Annotated in this window: 16 protein-coding genes and 1 pseudogene; 7 read left to right on the top strand and 10 right to left on the bottom strand. The window is 69.4% G+C overall.

Annotated elements, in window-relative coordinates:
- Positions 1–42 precede the first annotated feature (42 nt).
- The 4 genes from SNAS_RS07540 to SNAS_RS07525 form a co-directional block, all read right to left on the bottom strand.
- Positions 43–849, bottom strand: a complete 807-nt coding sequence (locus tag SNAS_RS07540; RefSeq protein ID WP_013016806.1) for an SDR family NAD(P)-dependent oxidoreductase — start codon at positions 847–849, stop codon at positions 43–45.
- Between the two features lie 135 nt (positions 850–984).
- Complete coding sequence (locus SNAS_RS07535; protein ID WP_013016805.1) at positions 985–1,701, bottom strand: polyamine aminopropyltransferase; 717 nt, start codon at positions 1,699–1,701, stop codon at positions 985–987.
- Between the two features lie 52 nt (positions 1,702–1,753).
- Entirely contained in the window at positions 1,754–2,485 is a 732-nt protein-coding gene (locus SNAS_RS07530; protein WP_013016804.1) for a ZIP family metal transporter, read from the bottom strand.
- 99 nt (positions 2,486–2,584) lie between these two features.
- On the bottom strand, positions 2,585–3,169 hold the full coding sequence (locus SNAS_RS07525) for a TetR/AcrR family transcriptional regulator (protein WP_013016803.1): 585 nt from the start codon (positions 3,167–3,169) through the stop codon (positions 2,585–2,587).
- 147 nt (positions 3,170–3,316) lie between these two features.
- Between SNAS_RS07525 and SNAS_RS37330 the strand changes: the two are divergent.
- A pseudogene (locus SNAS_RS37330) lies at positions 3,317–3,853 on the top strand (alpha/beta hydrolase family protein); the annotation flags it as partial.
- A 120-nt stretch (positions 3,854–3,973) separates the two neighbouring features.
- Here SNAS_RS37330 and SNAS_RS07515 read toward each other — a convergent pair.
- Complete coding sequence (locus tag SNAS_RS07515; RefSeq protein WP_013016801.1) at positions 3,974–4,915, bottom strand: NADP-dependent oxidoreductase; 942 nt, start codon at positions 4,913–4,915, stop codon at positions 3,974–3,976.
- Positions 4,916–5,024: 109 nt separating this feature from the next.
- On the opposite strand from SNAS_RS07515, the gene SNAS_RS07510 reads away from it, so the two are divergent.
- From SNAS_RS07510 to SNAS_RS07500, 3 genes are read left to right on the top strand one after another with little or no spacing between them, the layout of a single operon-like run.
- Positions 5,025–5,495: a MarR family winged helix-turn-helix transcriptional regulator gene (locus SNAS_RS07510; protein ID WP_013016800.1), complete on the top strand. Its 471-nt coding sequence runs from the start codon at positions 5,025–5,027 to the stop codon at positions 5,493–5,495.
- A gap of 12 nt (positions 5,496–5,507) precedes the next feature.
- The gene (locus SNAS_RS07505) at positions 5,508–7,148 is read left to right on the top strand and encodes an MFS transporter (RefSeq protein WP_013016799.1); all 1,641 of its coding nucleotides are present in this window, start codon (positions 5,508–5,510) and stop codon (positions 7,146–7,148) included.
- Positions 7,149–7,166: 18 nt separating this feature from the next.
- On the top strand, positions 7,167–7,829 hold the full coding sequence (locus tag SNAS_RS07500; RefSeq protein WP_013016798.1) for an SGNH/GDSL hydrolase family protein: 663 nt from the start codon (positions 7,167–7,169) through the stop codon (positions 7,827–7,829).
- A 25-nt stretch (positions 7,830–7,854) separates the two neighbouring features.
- Here the strand turns inward: SNAS_RS07500 and SNAS_RS35695 are convergent, their stop codons facing one another.
- On the bottom strand, positions 7,855–8,979 hold the full coding sequence (locus tag SNAS_RS35695) for a PrsW family intramembrane metalloprotease (RefSeq protein ID WP_013016797.1): 1,125 nt from the start codon (positions 8,977–8,979) through the stop codon (positions 7,855–7,857).
- Positions 8,976–9,494, bottom strand: coding sequence for a hypothetical protein (locus tag SNAS_RS35690; protein ID WP_041624629.1), 519 nt, complete (start codon positions 9,492–9,494; stop codon positions 8,976–8,978). The genes SNAS_RS35695 and SNAS_RS35690 overlap by 4 nt, the downstream gene beginning before the upstream one ends.
- Before the next feature lie 246 nt (positions 9,495–9,740).
- Between SNAS_RS35690 and SNAS_RS07485 the strand changes: the two genes are divergently transcribed.
- Positions 9,741–11,039 (top strand): nicotinate phosphoribosyltransferase, encoded by a 1,299-nt coding sequence (locus tag SNAS_RS07485; protein ID WP_013016795.1) that lies wholly within the window; start codon positions 9,741–9,743, stop codon positions 11,037–11,039.
- Here the strand turns inward: SNAS_RS07485 and SNAS_RS07480 are convergent.
- A complete protein-coding gene (locus SNAS_RS07480; RefSeq protein ID WP_013016794.1) occupies positions 11,036–11,605 on the bottom strand; it encodes an isochorismatase family protein in 570 nt (189 codons plus the stop codon). The genes SNAS_RS07485 and SNAS_RS07480 overlap by 4 nt on opposite strands.
- Positions 11,606–11,642: 37 nt before the next feature.
- On the opposite strand from SNAS_RS07480, the gene SNAS_RS32525 reads away from it, so the two are divergent.
- Positions 11,643–12,548 (top strand): tetratricopeptide repeat protein, encoded by a 906-nt coding sequence (locus tag SNAS_RS32525; protein ID WP_013016793.1) that lies wholly within the window; start codon positions 11,643–11,645, stop codon positions 12,546–12,548.
- 59 nt (positions 12,549–12,607) lie between these two features.
- On the opposite strand, the gene ctaD is transcribed toward SNAS_RS32525, so the two are convergent.
- The gene (ctaD, locus tag SNAS_RS07470; RefSeq protein ID WP_013016792.1) at positions 12,608–14,326 is read right to left on the bottom strand and encodes an aa3-type cytochrome oxidase subunit I; all 1,719 of its coding nucleotides are present in this window, start codon (positions 14,324–14,326) and stop codon (positions 12,608–12,610) included.
- Positions 14,327–14,507: 181 nt separating this feature from the next.
- Between ctaD and SNAS_RS07465 the strand changes: the two genes are divergently transcribed.
- Entirely contained in the window at positions 14,508–15,197 is a 690-nt protein-coding gene (locus SNAS_RS07465) for a phosphotransferase family protein (RefSeq protein ID WP_013016791.1), read from the top strand.
- Positions 15,198–15,200: 3 nt separating this feature from the next.
- On the opposite strand, the gene SNAS_RS07460 is transcribed toward SNAS_RS07465, so the two are convergent.
- The gene (locus SNAS_RS07460; protein WP_013016790.1) at positions 15,201–15,620 is read right to left on the bottom strand and encodes a roadblock/LC7 domain-containing protein; all 420 of its coding nucleotides are present in this window, start codon (positions 15,618–15,620) and stop codon (positions 15,201–15,203) included.
- Between the last annotated feature and the right edge of the window lie 29 nt (positions 15,621–15,649).

The raw sequence follows: 15,649 nt of genomic DNA, 5'->3' as shown, positions 1-15,649 counted from the left end.
TGTGGGCGGCGGGTGGAAATCGGCCGCCGCCCACGATGGCTGTTACAGCTCTTTGAGAGCGCCGGCGTCGACGATGTACTCGGCGCCGGTGGTGCTGCCCGAGCGCGGCGAGACCAGCAGGGCCACCGCGTCGGCGACCTCCTGCGGGTCGATGAGGCGTCCGGTGGTCAGCCGCATCATCTCCGGGGCGGCGGAGTCCATCACCGCGTCACGGTCGATGCCCGCCGAGGCGGCGATGATGTCGGCCGCGCCACCGTCCTTCGTCCACCAGTCGGTGCGCACCGGGCCCGGGGACACGGTGTTGACGCGGATGCCCTGCGGGCCGAACTCCTCCGACAGCGACTTGGTGACGGCGTTGAGCCCGGCCTTGGCGGCCGAGTAGTCGACGTTCATCGCGCCGGGCTGCCGGGCCAGCGTCGAGGAGACGTTGACGATCGCGCCGCCGCCGCGGCCCAGCATCACCGGGATCGCGGCGCGGATCGCGCGCACGGCCGAGAACAGGTTGAACTCGAACATGTCGCGCCAGTCGGCGTCGTCGGGAGTCAGGAAACCGAACCGGGGCAGGCTGGTGCCCGGGGGCGGGCCACCGGCGTTGTTGACCAGAATGTCGACGCCGCCGAACACCTCCACGGCGCTGGCGATGGCCGAAGCGGGCGCCTCGGGGTTGGTCAGGTCGGCCGACACGTGGACCAGTCGCGGCCCGGCCAGCGCGTCCAGTTCCGGACTGGACTTGCGCGACACGGCGATCACCTTGGCGCCCTCGGACAACAAGGTGGCCGTGATGGCCAGGCCCATGCCCTTGGAGGCTCCGGTGACGACGGCGACGCGGTCCGACAGTCGCAGATCCATGCTGAATTCCTTAGAACGTAGGGGTCTCATCGGTGAGTTCGCGTGGTTCGCGTTCTCATCCGGTAAGAACCCCGGTGTTCTCGTCCCGGTTGCGGTCGCCGTTATGACGGGCGCCACAGCACTGGTGACAGTGGATCAGCGGGTCCGTGCGGTGTAGACGGTGTTGGACGAATCCCGGTCCTGGAGGTGGTTGGGGAAACTGACGACGTGGGCGGCGACATCGGTGAAGACCTCGCCCAGGACGGCGGTGAACTGTTCGTCGGGCGGGTCGTTGGACCACAACGCGAACACGCCGCCCGGGTGCAGGTGCGCGGCCAGGGCCCGCAGGCCGTCGGGGGTGTAGAAGGCGGCGTGGGAGGGGTGCAGGACGTGTCGGGGCGAATGGTCGACGTCGAGCAGGACCGCGTCGAACCGGCGGCCGGGGGTCGCGGGGTCGAAACCGCGCGGATCGGCGGCCAGCGCGAAGAAGTCGCCGTTGACGAAGCCGGTGCGGCCGTCGCCGGTGAGTTCGTCGGCGTGCGGCAGCAGCTCGCGCTGGTGCCAGTCGATGACGGCGTCCAGCGCCTCGACCACCAGCAGCCGGTCCACCCGCTCGTCGGCCAGGGCCGCCCGGGCGGTGTAGCCCAGGCCCAGCCCGCCCACGACGACGTCGAGGCCGGTGCCGGTAGCGGCGGCCAGACCCAGTCGCGCCAGTTCGATCTCGGCGACGGTGAACAGGCTCGACATCAGGAACTCGTCGCCGAGCTTGACCTCGTACACGTCGACCTTCAGCGACGGTTCGACGCGCCGCCGCAGACTCAGCTCCCCCATCGGGGTCTCTCGCCAGTCGAGTTCTTCGAATCGGGCCCGCACCGCACCATCCTGTCCGTGTGGGCGTTGACTCTACGCACACCGCCGGGAGGGATCAGTGGCTGAGTCCCACGACCAGCCACATGAACGCGACCCCGGCGACGGTGCACAGCAGCGTCAGGTGGGAGGGGCGTTTGGCGTGCGCCTCGGGGAGTATGTCCGATGTGGCCAGGTACAGCAGGAAACCGGCGAAGTAGCCCAGGTAGAGCCCGATCGCGGCGGGCGAGACGGTGAACAGACTGGCCAGCAGGGCTCCGGCGACGGGGGCCACCGCGTCCAGGAACAGCAGGAGCAGGGCGCGTTTGCGGGCGTTGCCGTACAGCGTGGTGATGGTGAAGGTGTTGAAGCCGTCGGCGAAGTCGTGGGCGATGACGGCCACGGCGACGGTGATGCCGACCGAGGCGTCGACCTGGAACGCCAGGCCGATGCCGACGCCGTCCAGGGCACTGTGGACGACCAGGCCGGAACCGGCGAGTAGGCCCACGGACTCCAGACCGTGTTGGTGGGCCCCGAACTCGGCTTCGTGTCCACGGTGGATGGCCAGGGAGCGTTCGATGACGTGGATGGTGAGGAATCCGCCCGCGGCGGTGAGCATCGGTCCGGGCACTCCGAACAGCTCGGCGGGTGCCTGGTCGAGGGCTTCGGGCATCAGGTCGAAGGCGACCACGCCGAGCATGACTCCGGCGGCCAGGCCCAGGACGAGGTTCTGGGCGTTGCGGGCTCGCAGCGCGACCAGGCCACCCAGGAGGGTGGACCCGAACGCGGCCAGCGCCAGCACGATCGCCATGCCAGCAGCATCGCCGACGCCCGTACGCGGCGCGCTCGAAACCGGGACATTGACCGGGCGGGACGCGATCGCGCGCTCGGCGGCGGCGCGGAGCGGCGGTTAGGTTCGCGGCGTCAGTCCAGCCAGCAGCAGATCGGTGACCTCGGCGTCGAAGGCTTCGCCGACGTCCTGCTGGCGCAGCACGACACGGGTCCACACCGCTCCCAGCGCCAGGTCGACGGCCAACGTCACGTCGGTGTCGGGATGGATGTCGCCTCGGGCGATGGCGCGCTCGAAGACGACGCGCTCGCGGCTGAGCCGGTCGGCGAAGAAGTCGCGCGTCAGCCCCGCCAGTTCGGGTCGGGAGGCCGCCGCGGCGAACACCGAGGTCGCGATGGGCGCGGTGTCGGCCCCCGACAGCAGCAGCCGCACCTGCCGCACCAGGGCCGTCAGGTCGCCGCGCAGGCTGCCGGTGTCGGGAACGTCCAGGTCGAGCAGTTCGGAGTGGATCAGCGCGTCGGCGACCAGGGCGTCCTTGGACGGCCACCAGCGGTAGATCGTGGTCTTGTTGACCCCGGCCCGCTGCGCGACGGTCTCGATGGCCAGCTCGTCGAAACCGTGTTCGCGCAACAGTTCCAGGACGACGCGGTACAGCCGCTCAGCTTGCCGCGGGCCGGTTCCGGGGCGGCGGGTGTGGGAGGTCACCGCAGAAATGCTACGCGACGTTGCGTTTCGTTTGGGCGAGGGCTAGTGTAAAACGCAACGCACCGTTGCGTTGTTTTTCGAGCCGAAGGAGCAGTCGTGAGCCCCACCCCCGTCGTCCTCGTCCACGGCATCCGGCTGAGCGGCAGCATGTGGCGTTCCCACGCCGAGCACCTGGCCGCCACACGTCCGGTGGTCGCGGTCGATCTGCCCGGCCACGGAACCCGTGCCGGGCAACGCTTCAGCATCGAGGCCGCCGCCGACGCCGTCGCCGAGGCCATCGACCCCCACCCCCGGGCGCTGGTCGCGGGGATATCGCTGGGCGGGTACGTCGGCATCGCCACGGCCGCCCGCCATCCCGAGCGGGTCGCCGGGCTGATGGCGATCGGGTGCACCACCGTGCCGACGCCCCGGCTGGTCCGGCCGTACCGGGCACTGGCCAGTATCGGCGGCGAGCGCGGGCAATGGTGGCAGCGGCAGGCATTGCGACTGGTGCTCGGCCGCCAGGCCGCCGACATGGCCTGCGAGGGCGGGCTGTTCACCCACGTCGTCCCCGAGGTCCTCGACGCGCTGGTCGGACTCGACGTGCTCACCGCACTGGCCAGTTACCCGGGTCGGGTGTGGCTGGTCAACGGTCAGCGCGATCACCTGCGCGGCGACGAGGACCGGTTCCTGGCGGCCTGCCGCGACGGCGATCTCACCGTCGTGCCGCGCGCGGGGCACCTGGTCAGCCTCACCCGGCCCGAACACGTCACCGGCCTGATCGAGTCGGCGGCGAAGCGACTCGATCAGGCCGGGCGGCCCGCGTTAGGGAATCAGGACGGTCTTGCCGACGGCGCCGCCACTCTCGGCCAGTTCGTGGGCCTTGGCGGCCTCGGCCAGAGGCAGCCGCTCGGCCACGTGGACGCGCAGCTCACCGGCCTCGGACAGGGCGCTGAGCCCCGCCAGGTTCTTCGCCGAGGGCATGACGAACACCGTGGCGTACCGGATGCCCGCCTGTTCGGCCTCGACTTCGGTGATGCCGGGGTTGTGGCCCACGGTGGTGACCAGCAGCCCGCCGGGCCGCAGCACGCGGGCCGAGCGGGGCGCGTAGTCGCCGCCGACGAGGTCCACCACGACGTCCACCGGTTCGATCGCGGTGGTGAAGTCGACGGCGGTGTAGTCGATGACCTCGTCGGCGCCCAGCGACTTCACGAGCTCGTGGTTGGCGGCGCGGGCGGTGGCGATGACATGGGCGCCACGGGATTTCGCGATCTGGACGGCCAGGTGCCCCACTCCCCCGGCGGCGGCGTGGATGAGCACCCGCTGGCCCGCGGCGACCTCGGCGATGTCGACGACGGCCTGCCACGCGGTGAGTCCGGCCAGTGGCAGCGCGCCCGCCTCGGCCATGGACAGGCTGTCGGGCTTGGGAACCAGCTGCCCAGCGGGTGCCGTCAGGTACTGCGCGTAGGCACCGGCGGCCTCGGGGAACAGCGGCATGCCGAACACGGCGTCGCCGACGCTGAAGCGGGTCACGTTGGCGCCGACGGCTTCGACGACTCCGGCCACGTCCCAGCCGAGCGCGAACGGCGGTTCGGTGATCAGCGGGAAGTAGCCGGCGCGCACGGCGGTGTCCACCGGGTTCACCCCGGCGGCGTGGACCTTGACCAGGACGTCGTCCGGGCCGGGGGTGGGGCGGTCGGTCTCGGTGCGGTGCAGCACTTCCGGGCCGCCGAAGCCGTCTTGGGTGATCGCGTACATGCGGGTCATGGGAATCTCCATTTAGTTGCGGTGCGGAATATTGCTTAAGCAAGTAATAGCCCAAGTTATTCCTCGCGTCAACTATCCGCGCGACAAATAATTCGGGTAGGCTCACCGGATGAAAGCCACCGAACTGCTCGCCGACCCCCGACTGACCACCATGGGCCTGCTGTTCGAGGCCCACGAGGGACTGGTCGCCAAACTCCAGCCCACCTGGAGCAAGGGAGGACTGTCCGGACTGGACCTCAACGCGCTGCTGCGACTGAGCCGCTCCACCGGACAGCGGCTGCGCATGAGCGACCTGGCCGCCCAGACCAAACTGTCCACCAGTGGCGTCACGCGGCTCGTCGACCGGCTGGAACGCCTGGGCCTGGCCCGTCGGGAGTCCTTCCCCGGCGACCGCCGCACCACCTACGCGGTGCTCACCGACGCCGGAAGCCAACGCATCGAGCAGGTGCTGCCCGACTACCTGGCCGCCATCGAACGCTGGTTCACCGGACTGCTCAGCCCCGAACAACTCGACGCACTGGTCGCGGGTCTGCGCGTCATACGTGACGCGGTCCACCCTGACGCGGAGCGCCAGGACTGACAAGATCTCAGCATGACCACCCCCCGCCCCGCCCAAGCCCGACTGGCACTACTGGCATGCATCCTCGCGTCCTCCCTTGTGGGCATGGACAGTCTCATGACGACCGTCGCGCTGTCGTCCATCGCCGAGACCCTCGACGTCGGCATGTCGGCGCAACAGTGGGTCCTGGCCGCCTTCCTGGTCACCCTGGGCAGCCTGCTGCTGGTCGGCGGGGCCCTGGGCGACGTGTACGGACGCTGGCGGGTGTTCCGCTGGGGCACCGCCGCGTTCGGCCTGGCCGCCGCGATCTGCGCCCTGGCACCCAACGCGCCGACGCTGATCGCCGGACGGATGGTCCAGGGCGCGGCGGCCGCGCTGCTGCTGCCCAACGTGCTGGCCGTGTTGACGTCGATGTTCTCCGGCGAAGCCCGCTCCAAGGCCATCGGCAGCTGGTCGGCCTGGAGCGGCCTGTCGGTGATCGCCGGACCACCCGTCGGCGGCCTGGTGATCTCGCTGGTGTCCTGGCCGGGCGTCTACTGGCTGGAAGTACCGCTCGCCCTTTCAGTGCTGGCGTTGATCGTCAAGGCCGACCCCAGGACCGACGATCGCGGCCGGGGCCGGGTGGACCTCGTCGGCGCACTGCTGGCGGTGCCCGCCATCGGCGGCGTGGCCTTCTACCTGATCCAGGGCGCCTCGCTGGGCTGGTCCAGCCCGGGAGCGCTGGCGGCCCTGGGCGCCGGGATCGGGTGCGGCGTCGTGTTCCTGTGGTGGGAACGGCGCACCACCGATCCGCTGCTGCCGTTGACGCTGTTCCGGATCCGCGACTTCACCGTCATCAACATCGTCACGTTCATCCTCTATGGAGGACTGATCTCGTGCGGCACGTACACGGTCCTGTTCCTGCAGGACTTCCGCGGCTACCCACCGGCGGTGGCCGGACTGGTGAGTGCCATCCCCATCATCGTGCTGTTCGCGTCGTCCAGCCGCTTCGGCGCGCTGGCCGACCGCTACGGCGCCCGGCTGTTCATCGGCGGCGGCGCGATCGTGGCCGGCCTGGGGATCCTCATCCTGCTGCTGGTCGGCTCCGAGGCCGACCTGTACACGGTCGTGATCCCGTCAACGCTGGTGCACGGCATCGGACTGTCCATGCTGGTCGCACCCCTGACCGCGGGCGTCATGTCCTCGGTGGACGAGGAACGCACCGGCGCGGCCTCGGGCGTCAACAACGCGGTGGCCCGGATCGGCAGCATGCTGGCGATCGCCGTCGTCGGCCTGCTGATCTCGGCCCAGTTCTCCACCAACGTGGACGAACAGCTCGCGCGCCTCGACCCGGGCCCGGAACTGAAGACCGCCGTGGCAGCGGCCGCCGAACAACCGCTGGCGGGCAGCCTCCCCGCCGACGCGACCGACGCCCAGCGCGACGCGGTCGAGCCGCTGCTGCGCGACGCGTCCCTGGACGCGTTCCGCACCGCCGTGGTGGTGATGGGCGGCCTGGCCGTGCTCGCCGGGGCGGTGACCCTCGTGGGCATGCGCCGCCCGCCGCGCCGCCTCAGCGCCGAGGGCACCCTGGGCTGCCCGATCACGGGAGTGCGCATACACCGCGACGAACCGGCGATCAGCCCGCTGCGCCGCGCCCCCGCCGATCTGCTGCCGGACGCGGCCAATCCCGGCTGACGGCAGTCAGGAGCACGCATGACGATCACCCTGCGACCGGGCAGCACCGTGATGTTCACCGGAGACTCGATCACCGACTGCCGACGACACGACAGCGAGGACGGCCTCGGGTTCGGCTACCCGCTGCGCGTCGCGGGCGCATGGGCCCTGCGCCACCCTGACCGCCCCGTCACCTGGCTCAACACCGCCTCCGGGGGTCACAAGGTGATGGACCTCGAAACCCGATGGCGCTCAGACGTTCTCGACGCGCGCCCCGACGTCGTGTCGATCCTGGTCGGCATCAACGACGTCGGCTGGCACTCCTACGACCCGAACGGCCACGTGATCCCCGTCGAGGACTTCGCGGCGGGCTACGACCGTCTGCTCGCACCCCTGGCCGAGTCCGGCGCCGACCTGATCCTCATCGAACCGTTCCTGCTCCCGATCCGCGGCGTCATCGAGGTCGGCCCCGTGCGACTCGACGAAACCGACCGCGAAAAGTGGCGCACCGACCTGGACCCCAAGATCCAGGTCGTACGCGACCTCGCCCGCCGATACGACGCGCACCTGCTCACCGCCGACAGCATGTTCACCGAACTCACCGCCACCACCGGACCCGAGTACTGGGCCGCCGACGGCGTACACCCGACCCCGGCCGGTCACGCCGCCCTCGCCACCGCCTGGCTGCGACTGGTCGCATGACCCGGCTCCACAGCTCGGCCGTCGGTCACACGCGCTGGTGATGGTCTTCGGCGCGGATCTCGTTGATGTCCTCCCACCGGGTCCGAACGGCCGGATCATGTTGCGGCTCGCTGCTGTGGTTCAGCGCGATCGCATATCCCAGCTGGAATTCCTGCAGCCGCCGCAGCCGTTTCCCGGCAGCCCGGCCCGCTTCCTTGCGGGCTCGCGACCGTGCCCTGCGGCGGCGGGTGAGCGTCCGCATCGACGCCAACTCGTCACTGGTGATCACTGTGGATGGTTGTTCGGACATGGTCGCGGTGAACGAGGCCCAGTCCCACCGGGCCGCGAAGCGGTACAGCAGGAAGAACGCGACGAGCTGTACGAGGTACTTGACGAGCGCGCCCAGACTCACGCCGTCGCCGATCGGCGCGTCCCACAGGAAGTGCAGCACCCACGCCAGCGCGAAGGTGCCCACGGCGACCGCGAACCGCGTCGCCGCCGGTCGGTCCTGGCGGGTCAGGAAATAGCCGACGCCCAAACCGGCGATCCCGGTGTACATGACATGCCCGCCGACGCCCAACACCAACCTGGCCCCGTTGGTGACGATGGCGGCCGAAATGTCGCTGTTCACGTCGGTGATGGCCGTCTGAACGCCGTACAGCAGGTTCTCCACGACCTCGAAACCCAGACCGCACATCATCCCCAGCACCAGACCGTCCATGGGGCGGCGGATATGGCGGCGGCCGATCACCGCGACCGCCACCACACCCAGCAGCTTCAGCGTCTCCTCATTGGTCGCCGCCGCCAGGGCGATTCCCCAGTCGGTCACGCCGAGGGTGGCCAACACGTTGGTGAGCAGGTCGTTGGCATGGGCCGCCACCGTGGTCGCCACGACCGCGCCCCAACCGAATGCCGCCGCCATCAGCGGGACCGACAGTCGTCCGAACAGGTCCAGCCAGTTGATGAGCTTGATGACCACGAAGGCCAGCACGCCGTTGGCCAGCACCGAGATCAGCAGCGCCGTCGGCGTCAGTTCGGCGAACCGGGACAACTCGGTGCCCATCTTGAACGCACCGAAGGCGAACAGCCCGACGTACACCCAGTACATCGGACGCTGCGGCTGCGTGAACACCCGCCCCGAACCGCGGCCCGCCAACACCTGACCGGTCATGCCCTCACCTCCGCACTGTCGAGGAACCGCTCGAACGTTTCGGCCGCGTCGTCCAGCGAGCCGGGCGGCCCGGCGATGTCGAAACCGAGGACAGTACGCGGGTCCCGGCTCGACGCCAGCAGGAACCGCTCGCCCTGCGACCGGTTGCCGGTGAGGGTGCCGGTCGGACCACTCAGGCCCTTCGCGGTCGTGTAGACGCCCTGTCGCTGTGCCCACACCGGAGGGTTGGCCGCCGTCGCGAGCCGAGCCTGCCGGTCCCACAACCGATCGATGTTCTCCACATCCGCGAAGATCTGCGCCACGATCGCGACATCGCCGGTCTGGAAGATCAATTGAGGCCCCGACGTCCCGGTCGAGGACAGCCAGGACGCATCCGGTGTCACCGTCGCCTCCGGGCCACTGTCGCCGATGAGCCGGTAGGTCGCCTCCGGATCGACCGGCGAGGCCGCCGGCTGAGCCATCGCATCGTCGGCGACCGCCGGGACGAGCCACAGCAGCACGACCACAACCAGCACGCCAACCGCCGCCCACCAGCCACGACGTTCGAACCCATACCGCCCACGCGACATCGATGCCGTGGTATCCATTCCGCCCCCACTGCCCGATCCGACAAGATTTCGCACACGCTAACAGCGGAGAAGGTTCCGGATTGTTGATCCGGAGAAAGTCCGTCGGCGAGCGGACTGGCATCAGGAGCAGCCCCGCGATGCGACAGCAACGTTCGTTAACCCGGCTGTTTCGGCCACAGTAGGCTCACGGCCATGCCGAACAGTGCCCAGTCGTCTCAGCCCGTCTCGCTCATGACGGATCACTACGAGTTCACCATGGTCTCGGCGGCCCTGAGCGACGGTACCGCTGAGCGGCCCTGTGTGTTCGAGGTGTTCGCCCGTCGGTTGCCCACCGGGCGGCGGTATGGGGTGGTGGCCGGGATCGGGCGGTTGGCCGAGTTGTTGCCGGGGTTCCGGTTCAGTGAGGCCGACGTGGAGTTCCTGCGGTCGAACGGGGTGGTCGACGAGGCGACGGCGCGGTGGTTGGCCGACTATCGGTTCGGGGGCGACATTGACTGTTACAACGAGGGGGAGCTGTTCTTTCCCGGGTCGCCGATCTTGACGGTGTCGGGGACCTTCGCCGAGTGCGTGCTGTTGGAGACGCTGATCCTGTCGGTGCTCAACCACGATTGCGCGATCGCGGCGGGGGCGGCTCGGATGGTGACGGCGGCGCGGGGGCGGCCGTTGATCGAGATGGGTTCGCGGCGTACTCATGAGGACGCCGCGATGGCTTCGGCGCGGGCCGCGTACTTGGCGGGGTTCACCACGACGTCGAACCTGGCGGCGGGAAGGCGGTACGGGATTCCGACCGCGGGTACTTCGGCGCACGCGTTCACGTTGCTGCACAACGACGAGCAGGCCGCGTTCGCGTCGCAGGTGGCGAAGTTGGGTGTGGACACGACGCTGTTGGTCGACACCTATGACATCACCCAGGGCATCCGCAACGCGGTGGCCGCCGCCGGGACCCGGTTGTGGGCGATTCGCATCGACTCCGGGGACCTGGACGTGATGGCCCACCATTCCCGGCAGTTGCTGGACTCGTTGGGCGCCACCGATACCAAGATCGTGGTGTCGGGTGATCTGGACGAGTACGCGATCGCGGCGCTGGCCGCGGCCCCGGTGGACATCTACGGGGCGGGGACGGCGGTGGTGACCGGTTCGGGGGCGCCGACCGCGAACCTCGTGTACAAGCTGGTCGAAGTGGACGGTTCGCCGGTGGTGAAGCGGTCCGAGAACAAGGCGACCGTCGGTGGCCGCAAGACCGCCGTGCGGCGGCACAAGCCCACCGGGACGGTCGTGGAGGAGGTCGTGGTGTCCCAGGGGACCCCCGAACCGCAGCCGGGTGATCGGCCGCTACAGCGGGCGCTGGTGCGCGGTGGGGAGCTGGTCGCCGATCTGCCGGGGCTCGACGACTCCCGGGAACTGTTGCGGCAGGGGCTGATCGCGATTCCGTGGGAGGGCCTGAAGCTGTCGCCCGGTGACCCCAGTGTTCCGGTCGTGATGCTGAGCTAGCCCACGCGCGGGGTACCGGCGAGGGTCACTCCGGCGGCGCGCAGTTCGGTCAGCGCCGTCTCGACGGTGTCGGCGGCGACCCCGGCGGTCAGGTCGAGCAGGACGGTGGTGTCGAAGCCCTCGCGGGCCGCGTCCAGGGCGGTGGCCCGGACACAGTGGTCGGTGGCGATGCCGACGATGTCGACCGCGGTGGTCTCGTGGCCGCGCAGCCAGCCCGCCAGGTCGTCCTCCCCCGCGCTGCCCTCGAAACCGGAGTAGGCCGCCGAGTAGGCGCCCTTGTCGAAGATCGCCTCCGGTGAGACGGTCAGGTCGGGATGGAAGTCGGCGCCATCGGTGCCCACCACGCAGTGCGGCGGCCAGGAGTCGACGAAGTCGGGTTCGGTCGAGAAGTGCCGTCCCGGGTCGATGTGCCGGTCGCGGGTGGCCACGATCCGGTCCCAGCGGCCGGGTTCGGCGGCCACCATGGCGGAGATGTCGGCGGCGACGCTCGCGCCCCCGGCCACCGCCAGCGACCCGCCTTCACAGAAGTCGTTTTGGACATCGACGATGATGAGCGCGCGTGCCATGGTTTCAGCCTAGACCGTGCACCCGTACCCTGCTGCTATGACAGCCCCCACCCATGATCACGCGGCCGCCTTGCTGGCCGCTCCCGACAGCACCGCCGCCGAGCTGTTGGCGGCGGCACGGGACCTGCGGGACGCGTTCGTCCGCGGCGACCACCTCATCGGGCTGCTGCCCGGCGACGCCTCCGACACCCTGGTCGCCGCGCTGGAGCGGGCCGGGGACGGCGGCGAGGTCGAAGCGTGGGTGGAGCTGGGACGGCTGCTCGTCTACGGCGCCGCCCCGCACGCTCCCTATCCGCCGCGCGACATCGACGCCGCGATCGACGCCTTTCGACGCGCCGACGCCGCCGGTTCCCGGGACGGCGCCCTCGGCTGGATCCGGGTCGCGTACTTCACCCGCGACGCCGAGCGGGCCCAGGCAGCCGCCGCCCGGCTGGACCGGCTGGTCGCCGAGGTGCCCGACGACGGCGAAGTGTTGCTGTTCAAGGGTTACCTGACGCACCAGGGTTACGGGTACGAGCACGACCCCGCCGCCGGAGCCGCGTGGCATCGTAAGGCCGCCGACCTCGGCAACGCCGCCGCCGCCTTCGAACTGAGCGTCCTGCACACCACCGGCGACGGCCTGCCCGTCGACGAGACCGAGGCCCGCCGCTGGACCCACCGCGCCGCCGAGTTGGGCAGCGCCCGCGCCATGGCCAACCTGGGTTCGATGTACGCCACCGCTTCCGGCGTCGCACTCGACGGCCGCGCCGCACTGGACTGGTACGTCAAGGCCGCCGAGGCCGGGCACGAGACGGCCGCGTTCAAGGCCGGGGTGATGTGCCTGATCGGGGACGCCGGGCTGCCGGTCGACACCAAACGCGCCGCCGAACTGTTCGAGCTGGCCGAGGAGTCCGACATCGACGTCGACGAGGAGCTGGAGTTCATGGGGCTGTCCCGGCCCTGAACCGCACGCGAAAGGGGGGACGGCCGCTGGCCGTCCCCCCTTTCGTCTGTTCGCTTGTGTCAGTCGTCCTTGCCGGACTCGACGGCCTTGTCGGACGACGGCGCGGCACCGGCCGACACCATCTCGCGCTCCTTGAGGATGTCGCCGAACTTCGCGTCGAAGGCCGGGCGCTCACTGCGGATGCGCGGCAGCCGGTCGAAGTTGCGCAGCGGCGGCGGGCAGCTGGTGGCCCACTCCAGCGAGGCGCCGTAGCCCCACGGGTCCTCGGTCTTGACGACCCGTCCGGCCTTGTAGGACTTGAACAGGTTCCACAGGAACGGCAGCGTCGACAGGCCCAGGATGAACGCGCCGATCGTGGAGATCGTGTTGAGCGTCGTGAACCCGTCGCCGACCTGGTAGTCGGCGTAACGGCGCGGGAAGCCCTCGTTGCCGAGCCAGTGCTGCACCAGGAACGTCGTGTGGAAGCCGATGAACGTCAACCAGAAATGCAGCTTGCCCAGTCGTTCGTCGTACATTCGCCCGGTCACCTTCGGGAACCAGAAGTAAACCCCGGCGTACACGGCGAACACGATCGTTCCGAACAGGACGTAGTGGAAGTGCGCGACCACGAAGTACGTGTCGGACACGTGGAAGTCGATGGGCGGGCTGGCCAGCAGCACACCCGACAGTCCGCCGAACAGGAACGTGGTGAGGAAGCCGATCGAGAACAGCATCGGCGACTCGAACGTCAATTGGCCCCGCCACATGGTGCCGATCCAGTCGAAGAACTTGATACCGGTCGGGACGGCGATGAGGAAGGTCATGAACGAGAAGAACGGCAGCAGGACCTGCCCGGTGGCGAACATGTGGTGCGCCCACACGGCCATCGACAGCGCGGCGATCGACAGGGTCGCGCCGACCAGGGTCTTGTAGCCGAAGATCGGTTTGCGGCTGAACACCGGGATGACCTCGGACACGATGCCGAAGAACGGCAACGCGACGATGTACACCTCGGGGTGGCCGAAGAACCAGAACAGGTGCTGCCACAGCATGGCGCCACCGGTCTCGGAGTCGAAGACGTGCGCGCCGAGGGTGCGGTCGGCCATGACGCCCAACAGCGCGGCGGCCAGGATCGGGAAGACCATCAGCACCAGCAGCGAGGTGATGAGGATGTTCCAGGTGAAGATCGGCATCCGGAACATGGTCATGCCCGGCGCCCGCAGCGTCAGGATGGTGGTGATCATGTTGACCGCGCCCAGGATGGTGCCCAGACCCGAGATGGTCAGGCCGACGAACCACATGTCGGCGCCCACACCCGGGGAGTTCACCACATCGGACAGCGGCTGGTAGGCGAACCAGCCGAAGTCGGCGGCGCCACCGGGGGTCAGGAATCCCGCGACCACCAGGGTGGAGCCGAACAGGTACAGCCAGTACGCGAAGGCGTTGAGGCGCGGGAACGACACGTCCGGCGCGCCGATCTGCAGCGGCACGATGTAGTTGGCGAACGCGAACAGGATCGGCGTCGCGAACATCAGCAGCATGATGGTGCCGTGCATGGTGAACAGCTGGTTGAACTGGTCCACCGACAGGAACTGCATTCCCGGACGCGCCAGCTCGGCGCGCATCAGCAGGGCCATGATGCCGCCGATACCGAAGAACGCGAATGACGTCACGAAGTACATCAAGCCGATCTGCTTGGCGTCTGTCGTGCGCAGTGTGCGGGCAAGCCACGAACCCTTGGGTTCCCGGCGTACCGGCCACGGGCGCGCGACGATCGGCTTCGGCTCAACCGCTGTCACCTGCGGGCCTCCTGTGTCTTCCCTGGCCAGATACTGATTGGGCGATATGGACACCATTGAGGGCGGCCACGTTACGTCCGGCGCTGGCAGAATAGCGTTGCACAAACTTCGACAATCTGTCGGGTTCAGCGGATAACTGCGTGTGGGTGGGCGTTATCGGGGTGTGGCAGGATGCCTTGGCATGTACGGCGTGGACGCTAGCGAACAGCCCCAACGAATGCCGCATGGATACTGCAACGACACCGTTCACCACGACGACGCGGTGATCAAACGGTTCACCGGCCCCGACGCCGCCGCCCGAGCATCCACTGAGGTCCGTGCCCTGCGGGCGGCGTTTCCGACCGTGCCGGTGCCGCAGGTCAAGGCGGCCTCGGACGCCGAGATCACCTGCGAGTTCGTGCCCGGGGTCCACGGCCAGGACCTCATCGGGCCCGACACCGCCGCGCGGCTGCTGGCCGAGTGCGGCCGGGTGCTGGCCACGATCCACGCCGTCCCGGTCGCGGCGGTGCAGGCCGAACCGCACCCGGCGGGTGTCCTGATCCACGGCGACTTCGGGCCGCAGAACATGCTGTTCGACAAGGAGACGCTGACGGTGGCGGCCGTCCTGGACTGGGAGTGGGCCCATATCGGGCAGCCCCTTGAGGACCTGGCGTGGTGCGAGTGGATCGTGCGCAGCCATCACGCCGACTGTGTGGACGCGTTGCCGCACCTGTACCACGGTTACGGTGCGCCGATGCCGCCGTGGCCGCGCCGTCAGGCCGCGATGCTGGGCAAATGCCGTGCCATGCGGCAGTTCGGGGCGCGGCGGCAGGACGGTTCGGCGACGGTGTGGCAGCGACGCACCGCGATCACGCAGGCGTGGCGGGAATAACGTTCAGCGGCCCCCCTTGGCCCCCCGCGCGGCGGGTTCCAGTGCCGCGGCCACCCGTTTGACCAGCAGCGCGGTCTCATAGCCGACCAGACCGAGGTCGCATCCGGCCTTGGCCAGCACGGCGACCTGGGCACGGTCACCGACGGCCATGAGCAGAAGCACACCTTCGTCCATGTCGACGACGGACTGGCGCACCCGCCCGGCCGTCAGCACCTTGGCGGCTCCCGTGGTGAGGGAGGCGAGTCCGCTGGTGATGGCGGCGAGCTGGTCGGCGCGATCGGTGGGCAGTCCCGCCGACACGGCCAGGGCCAGGCCGTCAACGGAGACCGTCAGGGCGTGGGCGACGTCCGGGGTCTTTTGGACGAACGAAGTCAACAACCAGTCCAGTTCTCCGATATGGCCGGTCTGCTGAGTTGTGGTCATCGGCGCGATCCTCATTTCTCGTGGGTCAG

The organism is Stackebrandtia nassauensis DSM 44728 (assembly GCF_000024545.1).
Lineage (GTDB): Bacteria > Actinomycetota > Actinomycetes > Mycobacteriales > Micromonosporaceae > Stackebrandtia > Stackebrandtia nassauensis.
This window is presented reverse-complemented; position numbering and strand designations above follow the sequence as displayed.